This window comes from Actinomadura sp. NEAU-AAG7, assembly GCF_018603865.1.
In the GTDB taxonomy this organism is placed as follows: Bacteria; Actinomycetota; Actinomycetes; order Streptosporangiales; family Streptosporangiaceae; genus Spirillospora; species Spirillospora litoris.
The window spans coordinates 174,033-193,867 of sequence record NZ_JAHFZY010000001.1 but is presented as its reverse complement, the minus strand read 5'-3'; the positions used below and the strand labels follow the sequence as shown (position 1 = coordinate 193,867).

At 71.0% G+C, this 19,835-nt stretch carries 17 protein-coding genes and 1 riboswitch; of the genes, 10 read left to right on the top strand and 7 right to left on the bottom strand.

The window, feature by feature from the left end; translation table 11 throughout:
• Positions 1 to 109 precede the first annotated feature (109 nt).
• Positions 110 to 676 carry a hypothetical protein gene (locus KLI87_RS00885; protein WP_156217384.1) on the top strand — a complete coding sequence of 189 codons (567 nt, stop codon included), beginning with the start codon at positions 110 to 112 and terminating at the stop codon, positions 674 to 676.
• Positions 677 to 843: 167 nt separating this feature from the next.
• Here the strand turns inward: KLI87_RS00885 and KLI87_RS00880 are convergent, their stop codons facing one another.
• From KLI87_RS00880 to KLI87_RS00870, 3 genes are all read right to left on the bottom strand, one after another.
• The gene (locus KLI87_RS00880; protein WP_214615454.1) at positions 844 to 1,794 is read right to left on the bottom strand and encodes a hypothetical protein; all 951 of its coding nucleotides are present in this window, start codon (positions 1,792 to 1,794) and stop codon (positions 844 to 846) included.
• Between the two features lie 3 nt (positions 1,795 to 1,797).
• Positions 1,798 to 1,958, bottom strand: a riboswitch (cyclic di-AMP (ydaO/yuaA leader).
• Between the two features lie 165 nt (positions 1,959 to 2,123).
• Complete coding sequence (locus KLI87_RS00875; protein WP_214615453.1) at positions 2,124 to 3,293, bottom strand: S8 family peptidase; 1,170 nt, start codon at positions 3,291 to 3,293, stop codon at positions 2,124 to 2,126.
• Between the two features lie 273 nt (positions 3,294 to 3,566).
• Complete coding sequence (locus tag KLI87_RS00870) at positions 3,567 to 5,585, bottom strand: serine/threonine-protein kinase (RefSeq protein WP_214615452.1); 2,019 nt, start codon at positions 5,583 to 5,585, stop codon at positions 3,567 to 3,569.
• A gap of 150 nt (positions 5,586 to 5,735) precedes the next feature.
• On the opposite strand from KLI87_RS00870, the gene KLI87_RS00865 reads away from it, so the two are divergent.
• From KLI87_RS00865 to KLI87_RS00845, 4 genes are all read left to right on the top strand, one after another.
• Positions 5,736 to 6,185, top strand: coding sequence for a sterol carrier family protein (locus KLI87_RS00865; RefSeq protein ID WP_156217387.1), 450 nt, complete (start codon positions 5,736 to 5,738; stop codon positions 6,183 to 6,185).
• Positions 6,186 to 7,743: 1,558 nt separating this feature from the next.
• Complete coding sequence (purF, locus tag KLI87_RS39620) at positions 7,744 to 9,405, top strand: amidophosphoribosyltransferase (RefSeq protein WP_250903446.1); 1,662 nt, start codon at positions 7,744 to 7,746, stop codon at positions 9,403 to 9,405.
• Between the two features lie 97 nt (positions 9,406 to 9,502).
• Positions 9,503 to 10,528 carry a phosphoribosylformylglycinamidine cyclo-ligase gene (purM, locus tag KLI87_RS00850; protein ID WP_214615451.1) on the top strand — a complete coding sequence of 342 codons (1,026 nt, stop codon included), beginning with the start codon at positions 9,503 to 9,505 and terminating at the stop codon, positions 10,526 to 10,528.
• A gap of 645 nt (positions 10,529 to 11,173) precedes the next feature.
• Complete coding sequence (locus KLI87_RS00845; RefSeq protein ID WP_308165798.1) at positions 11,174 to 11,773, top strand: ElyC/SanA/YdcF family protein; 600 nt, start codon at positions 11,174 to 11,176, stop codon at positions 11,771 to 11,773.
• A gap of 55 nt (positions 11,774 to 11,828) precedes the next feature.
• On the opposite strand, the gene KLI87_RS00840 is transcribed toward KLI87_RS00845, so the two are convergent.
• Both KLI87_RS00840 and KLI87_RS41380 read right to left on the bottom strand, forming a co-directional pair.
• The gene (locus KLI87_RS00840; protein ID WP_131954916.1) at positions 11,829 to 12,035 is read right to left on the bottom strand and encodes a DUF3073 domain-containing protein; all 207 of its coding nucleotides are present in this window, start codon (positions 12,033 to 12,035) and stop codon (positions 11,829 to 11,831) included.
• A 300-nt stretch (positions 12,036 to 12,335) separates the two neighbouring features.
• On the bottom strand, positions 12,336 to 13,418 hold the full coding sequence (locus tag KLI87_RS41380) for a Glu/Leu/Phe/Val dehydrogenase dimerization domain-containing protein (protein WP_214615449.1): 1,083 nt from the start codon (positions 13,416 to 13,418) through the stop codon (positions 12,336 to 12,338).
• Positions 13,419 to 13,591: 173 nt separating this feature from the next.
• Here KLI87_RS41380 and KLI87_RS00830 point away from each other — a divergent pair, with 173 nt between their 5' ends.
• Together KLI87_RS00830 and bldC are read left to right on the top strand one after the other, a co-directional pair.
• A complete protein-coding gene (locus KLI87_RS00830; RefSeq protein ID WP_214615448.1) occupies positions 13,592 to 14,509 on the top strand; it encodes a hypothetical protein in 918 nt (305 codons plus the stop codon).
• A gap of 264 nt (positions 14,510 to 14,773) precedes the next feature.
• Positions 14,774 to 14,977 carry a developmental transcriptional regulator BldC gene (gene bldC, locus KLI87_RS00825; protein ID WP_012850682.1) on the top strand — a complete coding sequence of 68 codons (204 nt, stop codon included), beginning with the start codon at positions 14,774 to 14,776 and terminating at the stop codon, positions 14,975 to 14,977.
• A 533-nt stretch (positions 14,978 to 15,510) separates the two neighbouring features.
• Here the strand turns inward: bldC and KLI87_RS00820 are convergent.
• Positions 15,511 to 16,206, bottom strand: coding sequence for a TetR/AcrR family transcriptional regulator (locus tag KLI87_RS00820; protein ID WP_242883502.1), 696 nt, complete (start codon positions 16,204 to 16,206; stop codon positions 15,511 to 15,513).
• A gap of 332 nt (positions 16,207 to 16,538) precedes the next feature.
• Here KLI87_RS00820 and KLI87_RS00815 point away from each other — a divergent pair, with 332 nt between their 5' ends.
• The 3 genes from KLI87_RS00815 (at position 16,539) to KLI87_RS00805 (ending at position 19,247) form a co-directional block, all read left to right on the top strand.
• Entirely contained in the window at positions 16,539 to 17,609 is a 1,071-nt protein-coding gene (locus KLI87_RS00815) for a LacI family DNA-binding transcriptional regulator (RefSeq protein ID WP_272498217.1), read from the top strand.
• A gap of 330 nt (positions 17,610 to 17,939) precedes the next feature.
• Positions 17,940 to 18,176: a hypothetical protein gene (locus KLI87_RS00810; RefSeq protein ID WP_156217390.1), complete on the top strand. Its 237-nt coding sequence runs from the start codon at positions 17,940 to 17,942 to the stop codon at positions 18,174 to 18,176.
• Between the two features lie 210 nt (positions 18,177 to 18,386).
• The gene (locus KLI87_RS00805) at positions 18,387 to 19,247 is read left to right on the top strand and encodes an N-acetylmuramoyl-L-alanine amidase (RefSeq protein WP_308165797.1); all 861 of its coding nucleotides are present in this window, start codon (positions 18,387 to 18,389) and stop codon (positions 19,245 to 19,247) included.
• Between the two features lie 60 nt (positions 19,248 to 19,307).
• Here KLI87_RS00805 and KLI87_RS00800 read toward each other — a convergent pair whose 3' ends face one another.
• On the bottom strand, positions 19,308 to 19,802 hold the full coding sequence (locus KLI87_RS00800; protein ID WP_156217391.1) for a carbonic anhydrase: 495 nt from the start codon (positions 19,800 to 19,802) through the stop codon (positions 19,308 to 19,310).
• Positions 19,803 to 19,835: the final 33 nt, after the last annotated feature.

The following is a 19,835-nucleotide window of genomic DNA, read 5'->3' as shown; positions in this document are numbered from 1 at the left end:
CCCGGCGAATCCGCTCCGAAAGGGCGCCCCGATCGGGGCGCCCTTTCGCGTTCCGTCCCCATGTGGACAAACCCCTAAGCCGGATGCCGGACGGATCCACGATGTAGCCATGAGTGGCCGACGGGGCAACGGGTGGCGATGGACGCTGGTGGTCTGCTGGCTGATGACCGGACTTCTGGCGACCTTCCTGGCCTGGTATTCGGAACGGAACTGGGACGGCGTCGAGCGGGCCAGTTGGGTCGCGGCGCTCTGGGGCACCATGACGCTCGCCGCCACCGGACTCGGCTGGGCGCAGGGCCACCGGTCGAGGAAGGGCCCGGCCGAACTGAAGCCGCTGCCGCCCGCGATCGAGGGGTCGTCGCGTTCGGAGGACGGCGGCGCCGAGGCGCAGGTGAGGTTCGTCAATCTCCGCGACGACCACGTGTGGATCTATTGGATCGACTTCGACGGCGAACGCCAGCCGTACCAGCATCTGCGTCCGGGGGCGACGTTCGGGGTGAACACATGGGACACGCACCCGTGGGTCGTGTGCACTGACGACTACACGGCCATCGCCGTGTTCGAACCCGTACCCGGCGCCGCCCGCGCCCTCATACGAACGGCCGTGGAGCCCCGCCGCCGCGTTTCCTTCCGGCGGAACCGTGCCGTCCCTCCGCACCGCTCCGGCATTCCCTGACCGCGTCCGGCGACGGGAAGGAGGGCGGGGTCACGGGATTCTGCCGACTCCGGGACGTATCCGGGAGCGGTTCCGTACCCACCCTCCCTGAGCCGCGGACCCTGACGGGTGCTCAGACCGGTCTCCAATGCGCGCCACCCTACCGAGCCCCCCTGACAGGAGTCCGGCTAGAAGACCGAGATGTGGACGTGGTCGTAGTGGTTCGCGGTCACGCCGCCCCGGTTCTCCATGGAGCGCCAGCCGGGGCTGCGCAGGTCGTAGATGCGCTGCCGCCAGATGATGTACTTGATGCCGAGGGCGCTCGCGTGCGCGATCGCGTAGGCGGCGGTGCGGTCGCCGAGGGACTGGGCGCTGCCGCTGGCCATCTGCCCGCCGGTGGTCACCATGAAGTCGCAGGCGTGCCCGGTGCCGTGGTCCTGCGGGTCGCCGGTGCTGCGGACGCAGCCGATCGTCGGGAACGGGCCCTCTTCCATGTCGATGGTGTTCTTGACCTTCAGCATGCGGGGCGTCACACCGCCCATGCCGACGCTCGGCGACTCGGGCTTGTACTTCTTGACCAGGCTCCTGATGCGGCTCTTCTGCGCGAGGAGTTCCTTGATCTCCTTCTGCAACTCCGTGATCTTCTGCTGCGCCTCCTGGCGGGCCTTGTCCTGCTTGGAGACGAGCGTCTGGATCTGGGCGACCTTGGCGGCCTTGTTCTGCGCCAGATGGCTGACCAGGCTGACGTTGCTCAGCGAGTCGGACGGGTTGCCGCTGGTGATGATCGAGACGGCGGGGTCCTGCCCGCCCGTCATGTACTGGGACGCGGCCATCTGGGCGACGAGGTCGCGGGCCTCGTTGAGGTCGGACTGGAGGACCTTCGACTCGTCCAGCGCCTTCTTCGCCGCGTACCGGGCGTCCTTCAGCTTGGCGAGGTCGCCGCCGTAGGCCTTGTCGAGCCGCTCGATCTGGGCGTTGAGCCTGCCGAACTTGCCGCTGTCGCCCGGGTCGGCCGCGAGCGCGGCGGCGGAGGGCTCGGCCGCCGAGGACGGGACCGCGCCGCTCGCCAGGGGTCCGGCGGTGGCGACGGCCACCAGCGCCACCGCGGCGCGCCGGAGGGTGGAGGTGGGGGTCTCCACGGCTGCTCCTCTCCTCGTTGGCCTACCGGGTTAGCTGACGGGTTCGGGCTGGAGTGCGCCCTATCGCGGGCCTCCCGGCCTGCGAATTCACCCCGGCCGGGTCGTCCCGGCTGGTGGGTCCCCGGTTCCCGGGCGCGCGCCCTGGGATTCGGCCCGCCGACCGGCGTGCCCGGGATCTCCGGGCGTCGCGCCGACCGATCATGGCATCGGACTGGGTGGGGCCGTCCGTCGCCCCGCCAAGATTAAACACCCAGCGGGCCGCCGCGACGGCTCGAAGCCCGAGAAGCCCGGCTCCCTGCCGGGAGCCGGGCCGACTTATGTGATGAGGTTCATAGTTTGCCCTTGTAAAGCAGCCTGTTCGCCTGCCCCCGCAGGTGCCCCAGGGAGTTCTTGGTGGAGTTGTCGTTCAGCCATTTCTGGACGGTCGGGAACGTGGCCTTGCGGTGCGTCGTCAGGTAGAGCGCCGCGACGCCGCTCACGTACGGCGCGGCCATCGACGTCCCGCTGAGGGACTTGTGGCCGCCGTTCTTCCAGGTGGAGGTGATCCCGTAGCCGGGGGCGCTGATGTCCACGCACCTGCCCCAGTTGGACCAGGACGCCCGGTTGTCGTAGACGGTCGTCGCGCCGACCGTCATGACCCATCCCGCACTGGCGGGCGACGTCCGGCACGCGTCGACGTTCTCGTTGCCCGCTGCGACCGACACGAACACGCCCGACTTCGACAGGTTCGTCACCGCCGTGTTGAGCGCCGCCGACTTCGGCCCGCCGATCGAGATGTTGGCGACCGCCGGCTTCGCGGCGTGCGTGCGCAGCCACTGGGCGGCGGCGACGAGGCTCGACAACGAGCCCTCGCCCTTGCAGTCGAGCACGCGCAGCGCCCGCAGCTTCACGTTCTTGGCGACGCCGTAGGACTTGGACCCGATGATGCCCGCGACATGCGTCCCGTGCCCGTTGCAGTCGTTGCCGTCGGCGAACCCGGCCGCCTTCCACGCGACCGCGGCGCGCCCGCCGAACTCCTTGTGCGTCGTGACGAGCCCGGAGTCGATGATGTAGGCCGTCACGCCGCTGCCGGTCGCGCTGTAGGTGTAGGACTTGGAGAGCTTCCGCCCGCGCTGGTCGATGCGGTCGAGCCCCCACGGCAGCGGCGCGCGCTGGGTCCTGGACGCGATCTTCACGACCTGGTCCTGCTCGATCGCGGCGACCCGCCTGTCCCGGCGCAGCTCGCCGAGCTGCCGGTCGCTCAGCCGCGCCGCGAAACCGTTCAGCACGCCGTCGAACCTCTGCACCCCGGTCGCGTCGACCTTCTCGGCGGCGTCGCCGGTGGACGCGCCCGCCTTCAGGGTGACGATGTACCGGCCGGGCAGCGGAGTGCCCTCGGCCGCCCTGACCTGCACCAACGACGGTGAGGGGTCATCGGCGAGCACCGGCGGTGCGGCCGCGCCGCCCACACCCGCCACGACCGCGCCGACCAGCAAGAGCCTTCGGTGGACAGCCCGCAAGACGTCTCCTTCTGCCCGGGGAACGGCGTTCTCGGAGGCCAGACCGCCACGTCCGGGGGGCTAGCCGAGGGGAACCTTAGCGGATCTATCACGACATGACTGGTAAATCGGTCATCCTCGATCCGCCGCCGGACGCCGCCCTTTACAGCCGGACACCGTCCCCTCCACGCGAACGGGCGCTGGAGCCGGGTGGGGCGGCCCTGCCGAGGGCGCGGGGACCTCCACCAGCGGCGACCTGCCGGGCGAGTGCGACGGACTCACCGGCTCGGGGCCTCAGCCGCGGCTCAGCTTGCCCGCGTAGCCGAGTTGGGTGCCGGGCTTGCTCCAGGTGTACTGGAGCGTCCCGTCCGGTTCGCGGAGGACGCGCACGATGCCGTTCGTGCACGGTTTGGGGATGACCAGGTCCATGTTGAGGGTCTGCTCCGTCCCCTTGCTCAGCGTGAGCGTTCCGGTGCACCTCTCCCGCGGATAGACGGCCCGCGCGGTCCTGCCGCCCGTCTCGAACGTGACCTCGATGGGGAACGAGGCGTTGCGGTTGGTGTTGACGACCGTCCCCTTCCACGTCCCGGCGAACGAGGGCGGGATCGCGGTCACCGGACGGTCGGAGGTCGTCTTGTCCACCGTGGGCCCGGCGTCGTCGCCCTTGAGCTGCGGCCACAGCACCAGCGCGATGATCGCGATGCCGACCCCCACGCCGATGGTCAGGGAGAGCGCGACACCCAGCACATGGTTGCTCGGACGGCGCAGCTTCCCGAGTGCGAGCCCCGGGTTGAACCGCCGCTGCTCGCCGCTCTCCCGCGAGGGCTTCAGCCCCGGGATGAGGTGCGGGCCCGTTTGGGTGCGGTCGTGCGAGCCGTCCGGCTCGACCGACGTGAACGCGGCCGTCTGGTCGTTCGGTGAACCGATCTCAAGCACCGTCGTCGACTCGCCCCCGCCCACCGGGGAGAACGCGGCGGTCGCTTCGAAGGCCGCCGGGTCGAGCTCCGTCGGCGAGGGCTCGTCCTTCTTGGGAGCGTCTCCGGACGGCGGAGGCGGAGCCCCCATGGGTGACCGCGGCGGTACGAGCGGACCGCCCGCGGGCCCGGCACCGTAGTTCGCCGTCCACGGCCCCGCCGCACCACCCCCAGGCACGGCGCCGAAGTTGCCGGGCCCGGGCGCATTCGCAGGGCCGCCCGGCCCGGGCACGGGGCCGAGGTTCGTTGGGCCGGACTCCGGCGCGCCGCCGGAACCGCCGAACGGCGGCGCGGGAGGGGCGATGCCCGTCCCGCCAGGGGCGGTCACCGCCGAGCCGGTGTCGGGGGCTCCTGATCCGGAACCCTCGGAGTCGGACACCACGGGCTCGGGCGCGGTCGGATCGGGCACGCGGTCTCCGGAGCCCACCTGACCGGCCGCTTCGCCGGTCCCGGCGATGATCTGGGAGGACGACGCGAGCGCGCGGCCCTCCGCGACCGTGGCGGAAGGCATGCGTCCCGCCAGCGGCGCGCCGTCGTCCAGCAGGCGTTCCAGCAGGATCTTGGCGGTCGGACGTTGGGCGGGGTCCTTGGCCAGGGCGTCCGCCATCACCTCGCGGAGCGACTCGGGGACGACCGACAGATCGGGGTCGTCGTAGACGATCCGCTGCATGACCTCGGACGGCGAATCGTCCCCGAACGGAGCCTTCCCGGTGGCCGCGAACAGGATCGTCGCCGCCCAGGCGAACACGTCGGCGGGCGCGCCGATGCCATGGCCGCTGAGCTGCTCGGGCGCCTTGTAGGCGGGGTCCTCGGCGACCCGTCCGGCGGGAGTGGCGTTGACGGCCTCCAGGGCGCCGGCGATGCCGAAGTCGCACATCCTCGGCCCGGCCCGTCCGAGCAGGATGTTGCCCGGCTTCAGGTCGTGGTGCAGGGCACCGGCGCGGTGGACGGCGGCGAGGGCCACCGCGGCACCGACCGCCAGGCGCTCGACGACGGCACCGCCGCGTACGCCCTCCTCCTCCACGAGCTGCTGGAGGGACGGGCCGTCCACCCACTCGCTCACCACGTAGGCGCGGTCGCCCTCCACGTCGGCGTCCAGGATCGCGGCCGTGGAGAAACCGGAGACCTTCCGCGCCGCCGTGAACGAACCCGCGAACCGCGAGCGCGCCACGGGCTCCCCGCTCAGCCGGGCGTGCAGCAGCTTCACCGCCACGACACCGCCGGCCGCGTCCCTGCCGAGGAAGACGGCGCCCTGCTCACCGACGCCGAGCCGTCCCGTGATCTCGTACGCGCCGAGTCTTCGCGGGTCACCCGGCTGCAGGGGCAGCGCCTCGGGCATCTGACGAACCTCCGTGTCCTGCGGGGACCCGTGTCCCCGGCCGTCCGTTCCCCTTCGCCCCCATGTCTCGCACCGGGGTCCATTGTTACCGCCCCGGTGGCGTTGTGCCGCCGGACGGCCCTAGCCCACGACCCGGTAGCGTCGGTCGCGATGCCCCGAACACCTCTGTCCCCGGCCGTCCTCACCGAGCAGCGCGCCGCGCTCGGCCTGCCGCCCTACACCGGCCCGGACGAGCCCGCCGAACTGCGCCGCGCGGCCCTCGACACCGTGCTGGCCTCGCTCGATGCCGGTCCCGCGGCCGCCGTGCCGTCCCGTCCGGTCGTCCAGGGCGCGGTGCGGTTCCTGCTCGACCGCCTGGCGGAACTCGCGCCCGGCCGGTCGGTGGAGGTCCGCGTCCCCCCGCACGCCGCCGTTCAGTGCATCGACGGCCCGCACCATACCCGGGGAACACCGGCAAATGTGGTCGAGATGGACGCCACCACCTGGATCGCCCTCGCCACCGGACGCCTGACCTGGCCCGACGCCGTAGCCAACGGCACCGTCCGCGCCAGCGGCTCAAGAGCAGACCTCTCCGCCCACCTTCCCCTCCCCACCGACTAACCCCCGCCACATCCTGGACGTGACGCCGCCAGCAGGAAGGAGAGGCCAGGGCGCCCCCGCCAAAACGAGCGCCGCCCCCGCGACGCCAGCCGCCCACCCCGAGGAATCGCCTCTATCCCGGGTCCACCGTGCCAGGAAGAACATCGGGCGAGGTGCCCGAGGCAAGACCGTCCGGACCAGAGCGGCTCCAAGCCCCAACCCCGGACGCGACCACCGGAGCCGACGCTCCCCCTCAAAGCCGCTGCCCAGGCCCACCGCTCGCAACCCCCGTGCTCACCACTCGGCAGCCCAGCCCAGCCCAGCGACCCCGACACCAACCTTCGCCTGTCCCGCGAACATCTCCTCGCCACAGTCGAGGACATGCAGGGCGTGCCGCCTCTACCTGTGGTCCAGGTTCGTGCGAGAACCTCGCACGAACACGTCAGCAGAGCAGGACGGAGTTCCAGACAAAGGCTCAGCGGTGGGGCCAACCGGCGCGAGCGCGCCGCCGCAGGATGCTGCCTTGCTGAGCGAGCCGGACAGCGCCACAGAGCCGAAGTCAGGCACGCCGGCCAGCAGATGCAGTGACGCAACGCGCGGTCATGGCCGTCGCATCCGCGCCGCTACGCCTACCCCGCCCTGGGCGCGCCGCAGGGACACGGAGCTGTGGGGTTGCGGATCTGTGGGGACGCAGCCAGCCGCCGCCAAGCACCGCCAAGCGCAGTCAGACGCCGCCTGCTCGTGCCCCAAATCGCTGTGAGCCAGAGTGCCGAGGCTTCGCGGCCAGTAGACGGGCGCGTCTCGGCGCTGGGGGCTTGCCCCCGGAACCTGGGTGAGTCAGGGAGTCCTGGGCGGGTGGCCGGCGAGCGGGCGTGGCCCGGCCTCGTCAGCTTGTGCGGGAGCCGAGGGTTCGCGGCCAGTAGACGGGAGCGTCTCGGCACTGGGGGTCTGCCCCCGGCACCTGGGTGAGTCAGGGAGTCTTGGGCGGGCGGCCGACGAGCGGGCGTGGCCCGGCCTCGTCCGCCTGGGCGGAATCGGAGTGCGCAAGGGGGCTCTAGATGGGGGGGTTGCAGGTCAGTGTGATCTGGCGCTGTCCGCCTGTGTACGGAGTTGCTGTGGGCAAGAAGGTCGGCTGGGCGGGGGACCCGAGCTTCCTGGCAGGGGCGTGAGGCCCAGAGCGCGGTTTCGGCGGCGGGCGTTCGCGCCTTGCGGTCTGGGGAGTCGGGCCGGACCAGGGTCCCAAGGGATGCGTGGCCAGCGAGTTGGCGTGGCTCGCCATCGTCGGCGGATCGGCGGGGATAGGGGCCGTAGCCGGGTGGGGCGGCAGGGCAGGGTGGCTTGGTGCCGTCAGTCTGTGCGCGGAGTTGCTGTGGGCGGGGAGGTCGGTCGGGCGGCGAGGCCGAGCGGCTTGGCCGGGGCGTAGGGCGTGAGGCCGGTGGTGGGTGTTTGTGTTTTGTGGCCTGCCTGGGGGCTGGGGACGGTGTTCGGGAGGTGGTGTGAGAGTTGCTCCCCTCTGGGGGCCGCGGTTTTGCGGGCGTGGGAAACCGGTGGGTGCGGGGGGTAAAGGCCGGTTAAGGAGATGCGCCGATCGGAGCAGGTGAAGGGGGCATCTAGACTGGTTCGCGTGCCTCTCCGTGATGGACGTCTGAGCCACGACCTCGACCCCTCCGACCGCTCCCCGCAGGACGCCTGCGGTGTGTTCGGCGTCTGGGTCCCCGCTGACCAGGCGTCGCGAGCAGAAGTGAGCAAGCTCACCTACTTTGGCCTGTACGCGCTTCAGCACCGCGGGCAGGAGTCGGCCGGGATCGCGGTCAGCGACGGGTCCCGCATCGTCGTTTTCAAGGACATGGGCCTCGTCGCCCAGGTCTTCGACGAGTCGGTGCTGAACACGCTCCGTGGTCACATCGCCGTCGGACACTGCCGGTACTCCACGACCGGCTCGCCCACGTGGGAGAACGCGCAGCCCACCTTCAGGTCGACCGACTCGGGCGGGTTGGCGCTGGTCCACAACGGCAACCTGATCAACACGCCCGAACTCGCCGCGCGGCTGGAGCCCGGGGTGTTGACCGCGACCAGCGACACCGAGGTGCTGGCCGCGTTGCTCGCCACCGAGGGCAAGCGCGCGGAGACCTCCGGGGCGGTGGACGCGCGTGGTGACAATGGCCACACTTCCGCCCCGTCCGAAGATCTTCGTTCCCTCGGGCAGGGTGCCGCCTCGGTGAACGGTGGGGCCAGGCTCCTCCATGACGGTCACGATGAGCCGGTGGCGCGGGTCGACGAGGGGCCGTTGGCTGCGGCACGGAAGATCCTTCCTGCTACGCGGGGTGCCTACTCACTTGTCTTCATGGACGAGGGGACCCTGTACGCCGCGCGCGACCCCGAGGGGATCCGCCCGCTCGTCCTGGGCAACCTTGAGGACCGCGGCTGGGTGGTCGCGTCCGAGACCGCCGCGCTCGACATCGTCGGGGCCCGCTTCGTCCGCGAGATCGAGCCCGGCGAGATGGTCGCGATCAACGGCGATGGCGTGCACTCCGAGCGGTTCGCCGAGCCCCGGCCCAAGGGCTGCCTGTTCGAGTACGTGTACCTGGCCAGGCCGGACACCACGATCGCCGGACGCAGCGTCCAGGCCACCCGCGTCGAGGTCGGGCGCCGGCTGGCGCGCGAGCATCCCGTCGAGGCCGACATGGTCATCCCCACTCCGGAGTCGGGGACGCCGGCCGCGATCGGATACGCCGAGGCGTCCGGGATCCCCTACGGCCAGGGGCTGGTGAAGAACTCCTATGTCGGGCGTACCTTCATCCAGCCGTCCCAGACCCTTCGCCAGTTGGGCATCCGCCTCAAGCTGAACCCGCTGCGCGAGGCCATCGAGGGCAAGCGCCTGATCGTGGTGGACGACTCGATCGTGCGCGGCAACACCCAGCGGGCGATCGTCTCGATGCTGCGGGACGCGGGTGCGGCCGAGGTCCACGTGCGGATCTCCAGCCCGCCCGTCGCCTGGCCCTGCTTCTACGGGATCGACTTCGCCACGCGCGCCGAGCTGATCGCCGGGAACCTGTCGGTCGAGGAGGTCCGCGACTCCATCGGCGCCGACTCGCTCGGGTACATCTCGCTGGACGAGTTGATCTCCGCCTCGCACATCGCCAAGGACAACCTGTGCCGCGCCTGCTTCGACGGCGTCTACCCGATCGAGGTGGAGGAGGCGGCACGCGGGAAACACCTCCTTGAGGTGACCCGCTCCTGAGGGGCCACGGGCGGCTGTGGTCGATCTCCTTCCATGCCAGGGTGGGGGATCTGCCGGGTGATGGACTGGATGCGCAAGTGCACGTCGAGAGGACGAGATGACCTCGTATGAGGCCGCCGGAGTCGACATCGCGGCGGGAGAGCGTGCCGTCGAGTTGATGAAGGCCAGGGTCGCGCGGTCGCGGCGGCCCGAGGTCGTGGACGACGCCAGCGGGTTCGCGGGCCTCTTCGACGCGTCGGCGTTCCTGCGCTACCGGCGCCCGCTGCTCGCGACGTCCACGGACGGCGTCGGCACGAAGGTCGACCTGGCGCGGCGCCTCGGGGTCTACACCACCATCGGGCATGACCTGGTCGGCATGGTCATCGACGACCTGGCGGTGTGCGGCGCCGAACCGCTGTTCATGACCGACTACATCGCCTGCGGCAAGGTCGTTCCCGAGCGCGTCGCCGACATCGTGGGCGGGATCGCCGAAGCGTGCGCCCTCGCCGGATGCGCGCTGGTCGGCGGCGAGACCGCCGAGCACCCCGGGCTCCTCGAAGCCGACGAGTTCGACGTCGCCGGCGCCGGGACCGGTGTCGTCGAGGCGGACGAGCTGCTCGGGCCCGAGCGCGTGCGGCCGGGCGACGCCGTCATCGCGATGGCGTCGTCGGGGATCCACTCCAACGGGTACTCGCTCGTCCGCCACATCCTGGCGACGACCGATCTCACGCTGGAGTCCGAGCCCGCCGACCTCGGCCGGTCGCTCGGCGAGGAGCTCCTCACCCCGACCCGCATCTACGCCAAGGACTGCCTCGCCCTCACCGCGCTCGGCGGCGTGCGCGCGTTCGCCCACATCACGGGCGGCGGCCTGGCCGCCAACCTGGCCCGGTCCCTGCCCGCGACCGTGGACGCCGTGCTGCGCCGGTCCTCGTGGGAGGTCCCACCCGTGTTCCGGACGCTCCAAGCCCACGGGAACGTCCCCCAAGCGGAGATGGACAAGACCTTCAACCTCGGCGTCGGCATGGCCGCCATCGTCGCCCCCGACACGGCCGACGAAGCGCTCCGCGTCCTCGCCGACCGTGGCGTCCCCGCCTGGCAACTCGGTGAGGTCGTTCCGGGCACCGGTACCGCCCTCCTGTCCTGACGTCTCCCGTTTGGGGGGCTGTCTCGGCGGTGTGCCGTCGGTCGGCGCCACGTCGGTATCGCCCTCCTGCCCTGACGTCTCCAGCTTGGAGAGTCGTCTCGACAGTGCGTGGTCGGTCATCGCTGTACCGGTATCGCTCTCGTGTGCTGACGTTTCCCGTTTGGGGGCCGCCTTGGCGGCTTGTTGTCGGCCATCGCTGGCACCTCCGTTCTGCTGAGTTCGACGGCCTTGTGGGCGGATGGTCCGTTTGGGGCTCTTGGGCTGTGTGTTCGGTGTGAGGCGGCTTCTCGTGGCTGGTGTGCCGCAGGTCCTCGGCTGCTGTTGAGATCCCGGTCTCGGTGGGCGTGCGAGCTTGTCGGACCGTCCGGCTTCGGTTCGTTTCGCGGCCTCGGGGGTGCGCCGGTTGGGGGCGGGTGGTCTGTCGGCTTCATGCTCTTCTTGGCGGTGGGGGCGGGGAAGTGGAATCGCGTTCTGTGGATAACGCGCGAACTTCGGTGGTGGTGGGGACGTCCTAGTTGTGTGATCTTCATGCGGGGGCGGGCTGAGGGGGCTCAGGAGGGCGCGGGAAGGCTGCTGAGGCTCTGGGGATGGGTGAGGCGCTGGGCGGGGCCTCTGGGCGTTCTCGGCGGCCTTGGGGCGTACGCCGTGCTGGCGCCGATGGGGTGGGCGTACGCGGACACCGCCCGATATCGGTACTCGGTGGAGGGCGTGCCGGAGACGCCGGTCGCGCTGGTGCTGGGGGCCGGGGTCTGGAGCGGGCAGCCGTCGCCGCTGCTCGCGCGGCGGCTGGATCTGGCCGTGGACCTCTACCGGCGGGGCAAGGTCAAGGTGGTGCTGGTCTCCGGCGACAACCGGTTCCGGGGCTATGACGAGCCGACGGTGATGCGCGCCTACCTGATGGGGAAGGGCGTGCCCGAAAGCAAGATCGTCCGGGACTTCGCCGGGCTGGAGACGTGGGACTCCTGCACGCGCGCCAGACGGATCTTCGGCGTCACGAAGCTGACCGTCGTCACGCAGGACTTCCACCTGCCGCGGGCGGTCGCGCTCTGCCGGGCGGCGGGGATCGAGACCTGGGGCGTGGGGGACGACAGCATGGGCGGTTCGCGTACGCAGGCCACCGTGCGGGGTTACGTGCGCGAACCGCTCGCGATGCTGAAGGCGATGCGGAGCCTCACGCTACGGCCCGATCCGGCGCTGCTCGGCCGGAAGGAGCCGGGGGTGGAGCAGGCCCTGGCCTCCCCCTGAGGGGGCAAACAAACGCCACTGCCCGGGATCCGGGCAGTGGCGCCATGTCAGCCGGTCAACCGGAGGTGCCGTCCTTACGGTCCTCCGTGCCGTAGTCCTCTGCGAAGTCCGCGTACTTCTCGGCGAGCTCGTCATAGGAGTCGTCGCCGGAGTCGTTGACTCCCAGTTCGCTCTTCAGGCGGTCGAGGTCCGTGTTGCCGCTGTTGTACTTGAGCTGTCGGGCAACCTTTACCTGCTTGGCCTTGGCTCGGCCGCGACCCATTGGCTCGACCCCCTCGATGGTCAGGGCTTTCGTGGGCCCATCAACGCGCGCGTGTACCACACGAACCGGTGCCTGATGAGCCATGCGTCAGTCACGGATACAACCGTACCCGTTTTGCGCCCGGCTCGGTACATCGACGGTACGTGGCGGCGCTCATGTTGCTTGGAACACCAGTCTATCTAGGCCCTGGCTAGGGAAGACAGGGTCTCGTAACCCACCCGGACACTTAGATCACCAAGGCCGTCATGGGAAGTTTCGGACAGCCCATGACGGCCCCGTGATGGCCTCGTGACGGGTCGCTCAGACGAGGATGCCGCGCAACCGGCCGATCTCCGACATCCGGCGCTCGGCGAGCCGGTCGGCGGCGACCGCCGGGGGGACGCCCTCGTCGGCGGCGAGCGCGAAGATCTTGCGGGTGGTCTCGAAGATGCCGGAGGCGCGGGCCTTGGCACGGTCGAAGTCGAAGCCGTCGATCTCGTCCGCCACCTGGATCACGCCACCGGAGTTGACCACATAGTCGGGCGCGTACAGGACGTCCCGGTCGGCGAGGCTCTTCTCTATGCCGGTGTGGGCGAGCTGGTTGTTCGCCGCCCCGCAGACGATCCGGGCCTGGAGGGCGGGGACGGAGTCGTCGTTCAGGGAACCGCCCAGGGCGCACGGCGCATACACGTCGAGTTCCGTGCGGACCATGGCGTCCTTGTCCGGGACGACCTCCACTTCGGGGTGCTGCGCCCGGACGCGTTCGACGGCGGCCTCGTTCACGTCGCAGATCACGACGTCCGCGCCGTCATCGCGCAGGTGCTCGACCAGCCGGTGGCCGACCTTGCCGACGCCCTCGACGCCGACGCGGCGGCCATGCAGGGTGGGAGCGCCCCACACGGTCTCGGCGGCGGCGCGCATGCCCTGGAACACGCCGAACGCCGTGAGGATGGAGGAGTCGCCGGCCCCGCCGTGCGCGACCGTCCTGCCGGTGACGTAACGGGACTCGCGCGCGATGACGTCCATGTCCTCGCTGAAGGTGCCGACGTCGCAGGCGGTGTAGTAGCGGCCGTTCAGGGTCTGGACGAAACGCCCGTAGGCCCGTAGCAGCGCCTCCGACTTGTCCACCGCCGGGTCGCCGATGATGACGGCCTTGCCGCCGCCGAGGTCCAGCCCCGCCAAGGCGTTCTTGTACGCCATCCCCCGGGACAGGTTCAGGACGTCGGTGAGCGCCTCCTCCTCCGACCCGTAGGGGTAGAACCGGGTGCCTCCCAGGGACGGGCCCAGGGCGGTGGAGTAGATCGCGATGATGGCGCGCAGGCCGCTGGCCTCGTCTTGGCAGAAGACGACCTGCTCGTGTCGGGGTTCTGAGCCCTTGTGAGGCGACCCGAAGACATTAGGCACGGTAGTGCCCTCCTCTCTGTCTCTAGATCAGCCTAAGGGGGCTACATGCCTGGCCGCCTGCGTATGCGCGTTTCCTCCGGGACGTGATCAGAGACGGACGGGCGAGGTAACGCGCCCGTCTCGGTGGCCCTGACAGGCCCTCGCCGGGGCCAGTCTCATGTCACGATGCGGTTGTGTTTCCGTACGCCGCGTACCTGCGGGTATATGAGCCGGTGACCGCCTTCCCGCAACCCGCGCGGACCCTGTGGACGGCCTACGCGGACTCCAGACGGCGCCCGAGGCGGATCCACGCCCTCGCCGCGGAGCACCGGGAGGCGGCGCGGCGCCTCACCTCCGCGCCGCCCGAGGTCGTGCCGGACCGCGAGAGCCGCGACGCCTACGTCCGCCGCTCGGACGACATGATCTTCATCTGTCCCTGGGAGACGCGGCTGCGCTCCTGGCTGGCCTTCGAGCGCTTCCGGGACGAGCGGTCCGCGGGCGTCGCGGCGGCGTTCGTCCCGCCGACGGTGGCGGAGCGGGCGACGAGCGAGTTCGAGCGCTGGAAGCGGGCGGGCCGATCACTGCGCCCGCACATCCTGACGGATGTCTGGCATGTGCCGCTGGCCTGGTTCGTGCCGTTCGCCCGCTCGGAGCGGTGTCTGATGCTCGGCGCGCCCGGTACCGGATACCGGACGACGTCCGACGCTTTGCAGGAACATGCAGGTCATGGGCCTGCGACGGCCGCTCGTGCGCGTACGCTCATCTATGTCACCTCGATGGGCGAGGCCCGCCGCAGGGTCGCCTCGGCGCTGCCGGTGGTACGCGCCAACCTCGGCGAGGGGGCCGCGGACGCCGTCCCGCTGTCGGCCGGACGGCTGGAGGCCCTCGGCCGGTGGCTGGAGGAGTTCCATCCGCGGGCGCTGGTCGAGCTGGACTACGGCGGCCTCGTCCACCTCCTGGACGACCGGACGCTCCAGGCGGACGAGTCGGTGGCGGAGATGTCCGTGGCGCTCGCCGCGATGGAGCGCGGTGAGGCCGAGCTCGCCGTCGCGATGTACAAGCGGCTCCTCGCGCGCTGGAGGCCGGTCAGGGCCCTCGAAACGGCGAACTAAAACAAATTTCCCGAATCAGCGGGCGATACGACTATACGTGTCGCTAGAATCACGCAGCGTGACCCGCTGGCCATCGAAGACGCGCTGCTCCCGGCGTCCGCAGGGATGTTTGCACGCAACTACCGCCAGGAACTTGCTTGTTGCGCTGAGTGGTGGCAAGGTTACACGTTGTGATGTCATAGTGGCTCTTTCGGGCCATAGGGGACATCAGTGACACCGCGAGGATCAATCGCAGGATCGGTCCACGGAGGAGAGGCCGCAAACATGTCAGCACGTACGCCAGAGGCCGAGCCCCTGCTGACGCCGGCGGAGGTGGCGACGATGTTCCGCGTCGACCCCAAGACCGTCACGAGGTGGGCGAAGGCCGGGAAGCTCACGTCCATCCGCACGCTCGGGGGGCACCGCCGCTACCGCGAGGCAGAGGTGCGGGCGCTGCTGGCGGGGATCCCGCAGCAGCGGTCGGAGTAGCGACTCCGCTCGGAGTAGTCGCTCCATCCGGCGGCGTACCGCCGGAACCGCCGGTCACCCGGCGGAACGCAAGGGGGGTCAGGAGGCCCTTGGACGACCTCGCGCGTCCATGTTCGCGCGAGGACACGCCAGAGGTCTCCTGAACAACGGGCCGGGACCACGGTCATCCGAGAATCGCGGTCCCGGACCGGCATCGTTCGACCGGATGTCCCGTCCGCGACCAACCGCGGGCGGGACATCCGCACGCCCTCACCCGCCATCCGGTCACGTGGTCGCTGTGTGTGCACGGCCGGTGCGGCGGGGTAGGGCCGGCCTACCTCGGGGGCCACTTCTCGGTGGCGGGCGGGAGAGCGGAGGCGGCCGTGGGCCACATCTCGGCGCGGCCACTTGTGGGTGGCCGCGGTGGTGACGTCGTCTGACCTTCGGTCACGCTGTGCGGTCGCGTCTGTTTGCATGGACGCGTGTGGGTGTTCGTGGCCCATGGGACGTGAGTCGTCGAGTTTGGGACGCGGCGTCCACAAGAGGACAGATCTTCAGGGGCTCGGGTGGAGTTCCGCTCGGGCCAGGCGGTCGACGAGGGCACCGGTGTCGGGGTCGCGGCGACCGGCGGCGTCGAGCATGACCACGAGCTGGTCGGCCAGGAGTCCCTCCAGGTCAGGACGTGGGACGTCGCGGTTCTCCAGCCAGTCCAGGCAGGCGGTCTCCACGGCGGCCATCCAGGAACGCAGCGTGATGCGCAGGATGGGCTGCGGAGACGCGACTCCCAAGGAGTGGAGGATGCGGTCGAGAAGGAGTCGGCGGATGCCGTCGACGATTTCGCCCACTTCGCCGGAACGGTCGGCCGGGCCGCCGCGAAGGAGGGCGGTATAGCCGGCGGCGTGGCTTTCGACGAAGTCGAAGTAGCGTTCGAGAGAGATGCGCAGGCGGTCGAGGGGGGCGCCCTCGGCGGGGGGTTCGAGGAGGACCGACAGCCGCTTGGCCGCGCTTCCGAGAGCGGCCAGGTAAAGCTCGTACTTGCCGCCGAAGTAGTGGTAGACCAATGCGCGGGAGGCGCCGGCGGCGGCCGCGACATCGTCGATCGAGATGTCCTCGGGCGGGCGGGTGCTGAACAACTGCAGCGCCGCTTCGATCAGTTCGTCGCGCCGTTCGTCGACGCTGAGCCTGCGGCGTCCGGGGCGGGTGCCCTCCCGGCTCCGTGCCTTTCCACCGGCCACGGCATGATCTCCCACCTGGGCAGCGTATCCGAGCGTGAACGGCCACCCGCCGCCCGCGGGCGGGGCCCGGCGCCGTTTTCGCCGGGTCCTGATCACGCCAGAATACGGCTGTGGCCCGAAACACCATAGCCCCGAACTGCCATTCACGGATGCCCGTTACTGACTGTTGCGACGATATGGGGTGAAGCCGAGGCATCATGGCATCTCCTCCCGCGCGGAGGCGGGCGCGCCGAGACTTCCCTGCAGTGGATCCCCGGGGCGCCATCGCGGCAAGTCCTGCAGGCCCCCCTCCTGGACGGAGTGCCATGTCATCTGGTGAAGGAAGCCCCCCGCACAACAGGCCGGTGATGGGAGAAGGCGCGGTTCCCCCACCGCGCGACGGCGGCCCTCATTCGGCGCGCGGCGAAGGGAGGTCGGTACCCGCGCCCAAACCGACCATCCGCAACGTCGCCGAGCGAGCCGGCGTGTCCAAGTCGCTCGTGTCGCTTGTCATGCGGGGGTCACCCCACGTGAGCGAAAGGCGGCGGCAGGCCGTCCTCCAGGCGGCGCGGGAGCTCGGCTACCGGCCGAACGCCGTGGCGCGCAGCCTCGTCGAAGGACGGACGAGGCTGATCGGCGCCATCGTCGCCGACCTGCACAACCCCTTCTTCGCGGAGTTCCTCGACGGGTTGCAGGAGAGCCTGCACGGTGAGGGCCTGCGGATGCTGGTCGGCAGCGGGCGGTGGGATCCGCTGTTCGAGGCCGAGGCGGTGGAGGCGTTCCTGGAGATGCGGGTGGACGGCCTCGTGCTGCTCAGCGTCGTCCCCGAGTCGTTGAAGGAGGCCGCCGCCAGCGTGCCCGTGGTGGTGGTCGGCGAGCGCGACGTCGTCGGCGTCGACATCGTGGTGGACGACGACGAGCTGGGCGCGAGCCTGGCCGTCGACCACCTCGTCGAGCTCGGGCACCGGCGGATCGCGCACATCGAGGGCGCGCGCTCGACCACCGCGCGGTACCGGCGCGCGGGCTATGAGAAGGCGATGCGACGGCACGGCCTGACGGACGAGATCGTCGTCGAGCCCGGAGACTTCACCGAGGAGGGCGGCTACCGCGCCACCCGCGCGCTGCTGCGCCGCGACCCCCGGCCGACGGCGATCTTCGCGCCGAACGACCTGGTGGCGACGGGCGCGCTGTCGGCGGCCGACGAGCTGGAGACGCCGGTGCCGACGCAGTTGTCGATCGTCGGATACGACAACACGCACCTCGCGGCGATCAGGCACATCTCGCTGACCAGCGTCGACCAGCCGCGCCGGGACATGGGACGGGTGGCCGCCGAGCTGCTCACCGCGCGGATCGGCGACCCGTCGCGGATCGCGCGGCAGAACCTCGTGGTCCCGCACCTGGTGATCCGATCGACGACGGGCCCGGTGCCCGTCCTGTAGTGGCCACGGCCAGGTCCCGGTGCCACGGCCCGGCCCCGGTACCGACGGCCGGGTTCCCGGTGGTCACGGTCAGGCCCCCCGCCTCCTCCAAGCTCCCCATCTGTCGTAGGGGCCGCACGTGTTCCCGAGGTAGATCGTTCCTCGGACCGGTGCGCCCCGGGTAAGGGCCCGGCCAAGCCTGCCGTATTCGCCGGATCCCGGGCCGCCGCCGGAGGGTTAATGGACGCAACCGTTCGGCGGGGCCCGGTTCCGGCGCGGCCTCGGGTGAGGCCGCCCGTGTCGGCTCCGTCCTGCGTGACACGGGGAAGCTTCACCCAGGGGGGTCGGCTCATGCGTGATCCGGAATTGGTGTCGTGCGCGCAGCGCGCGGCGAACGAGTTGGAACGCGCGTGGACGGAGTGGCGGCATGCGCGCGGGCTCGCCGAGCAGGTCTCGGAGTCCGTCGCCAGCTACGTGGCCCACTCGATCGACCATCCGTGGGGGCAGCCCCGGGTGGTGCTGGGCCTGGACGCGGACGAGGCGCGCGCGCTCGCCGCGCTCCTCGGCAAGGAGGGCCCGCTCGGGTAGGCGGCCTGACGCGCTCGGGCAGGCGGCACGGTCCGCCCGGGTAGGCGGCAGGCCCACCCGGGTAGGCGGCACGGCCCGTTCGGGCGGGCCCGCCCGCCTGCGCCGCGCGTGGCTGAGTCCTGCCCATTTCGTGGAACTTCGTTTGACGAACCCGGGTCCGTGTGCAGACTGTCAGGGTCGGTCACGAAGTCGTCACGGAGGGCGGGGTCTGTGCGCATCCATCGAGGCGGCCCCGCGGCCGCCGGTCTCGCGCTGTGCCTCGGCGTCCTGGCGGCCTGCGGTGGATCGTCCGACGACGCCTCAGGCGACCCCGCCGCGCCCCCCACGGTGCGCGGGACGGCCCCGCAGAGCGCGACCGGCTCCGAGGGGCCGAGGTCCCCGGAGGGCTCGCCAGAGGGCTCCCTGGACGGCTCCGCCCTGCGCGGCAAGGTGATCGTGATCGACCCCGGGCACAACGGGGGCAACGCCTCGCACCCGTCCGAGATCAACAAGCAGGTGCCGATCGGGAACGGCAGCAAGGAGTGCGACACGTCCGGCACGAGCACGAACGCCGGATACGAGGAGCACGCCTTCACCTGGGACGTCTCGAACCGGCTCGCGAAGCTGCTGCGCGCCGGGGGCGCCAAGGTGACGCTGACCCGCAAGAACGACACGAGCGTCGGGCCGTGCATCACCGAGCGGGCGGCGGTCGGCAACCGGCTGCGCGCCGACGCGGCGCTGTCCGTCCACGCGGACGGGGCGTCCGCGTCCGGGCACGGTTTCCACATCATCGAGCCGATCGGCGTGAAAGGCCACAACACCGAGGCCGTCCCCGCCTCCCTGAAGCTCGGCCGGAACCTCCGGGACGCCTACCGCTCGGGCACCGACGTCCCGTACTCGAACTACATCGGGGAGAAGGGGCTCGACCGGCGCAGCGACCTCGGCGGGCTGAACCTGTCGACGGTGCCGAAGGTGTTCATCGAGTGCGGCAACATGCGCAACGCGGGCGACGCGGGCAGGCTGTCCAGCTCGTCGTTCCGGCAGCGCATCGCCGAGTCGCTGGCCAAGGGCTTCGACGCCTACTTCCGCTGACCGCGACGCCCGGCGGTTCCGCGGCGCCCCGTCCCCTGAACCGGGGCGCCGCGTGTCACCTCAGGGCTTCACCTCGCGCAGGCGCCCGGTCTCGACCTCGTAGACGAAGCCGCGCACCTGGTCGGTGTGCGGGATGAACGGGTCGGACGTGACGCGCCGGATCGACTGGCGGACGTCCTCCTCCAGGTCGGGGAACGCCTCGGCGGCCCAGTCGGGCTTGACGCCGGTCTCCCGCTGGATGTCGGCCTTGAACCCGTCGTCGGTGAAGGTCAGCATGCCGCAGTCGGTGTGGTGGATCAGGATGATCTCGCGGGTGCCGAGCAGCCGCTGGCTGATCGCGAGGCTGCGGCGCTCGCCCGCGGTGATCACGCCGCCGGCGTTGCGGATGACGTGGGCGTCCCCCTCGCTCAGGCCGAGGACCCCGTAGGGGTTGAGCCGCGCGTCCATGCAGGCGACGACCGCGACGCCCTTGCCGGGCGGGAGGGGCAGGTCGCCCTTGTCGAATGTGGCGGCGTATCGCTCGGCGTTGGCGAGGAGTTCGTCTGTCACGCTCATGGCGGCCTTCCGTTCGCTCGGGACCTCAGGATT

Bases quoted from the DNA above. Each gene is read 5' to 3' on its own strand.
- KLI87_RS00885 (WP_156217384.1), top strand. From the start codon at position 110: ATGAGTGGCCGACGGGGCAACGGGTGGCGATGGACGCTGGTGGTCTGC.
- KLI87_RS00870 (WP_214615452.1), bottom strand. From the start codon at position 5,585: ATGCCCGAGGCGCTGCCCCTGCAGCCGGGTGACCCGCGAAGACTCGGC.
- KLI87_RS00865 (WP_156217387.1), top strand. From the start codon at position 5,736: ATGCCCCGAACACCTCTGTCCCCGGCCGTCCTCACCGAGCAGCGCGCC.
- purF (WP_250903446.1), top strand. From the start codon at position 7,744: ATGCGCCGATCGGAGCAGGTGAAGGGGGCATCTAGACTGGTTCGCGTG.
- purM (WP_214615451.1), top strand. From the start codon at position 9,503: ATGACCTCGTATGAGGCCGCCGGAGTCGACATCGCGGCGGGAGAGCGT.
- KLI87_RS00840 (WP_131954916.1), bottom strand. From the start codon at position 12,035: ATGGGTCGCGGCCGAGCCAAGGCCAAGCAGGTAAAGGTTGCCCGACAG.
- bldC (WP_012850682.1), top strand. From the start codon at position 14,774: ATGTCAGCACGTACGCCAGAGGCCGAGCCCCTGCTGACGCCGGCGGAG.
- KLI87_RS00815 (WP_272498217.1), top strand. From the start codon at position 16,539: ATGGGAGAAGGCGCGGTTCCCCCACCGCGCGACGGCGGCCCTCATTCG.
- KLI87_RS00810 (WP_156217390.1), top strand. From the start codon at position 17,940: ATGCGTGATCCGGAATTGGTGTCGTGCGCGCAGCGCGCGGCGAACGAG.
- KLI87_RS00800 (WP_156217391.1), bottom strand. From the start codon at position 19,802: ATGAGCGTGACAGACGAACTCCTCGCCAACGCCGAGCGATACGCCGCC.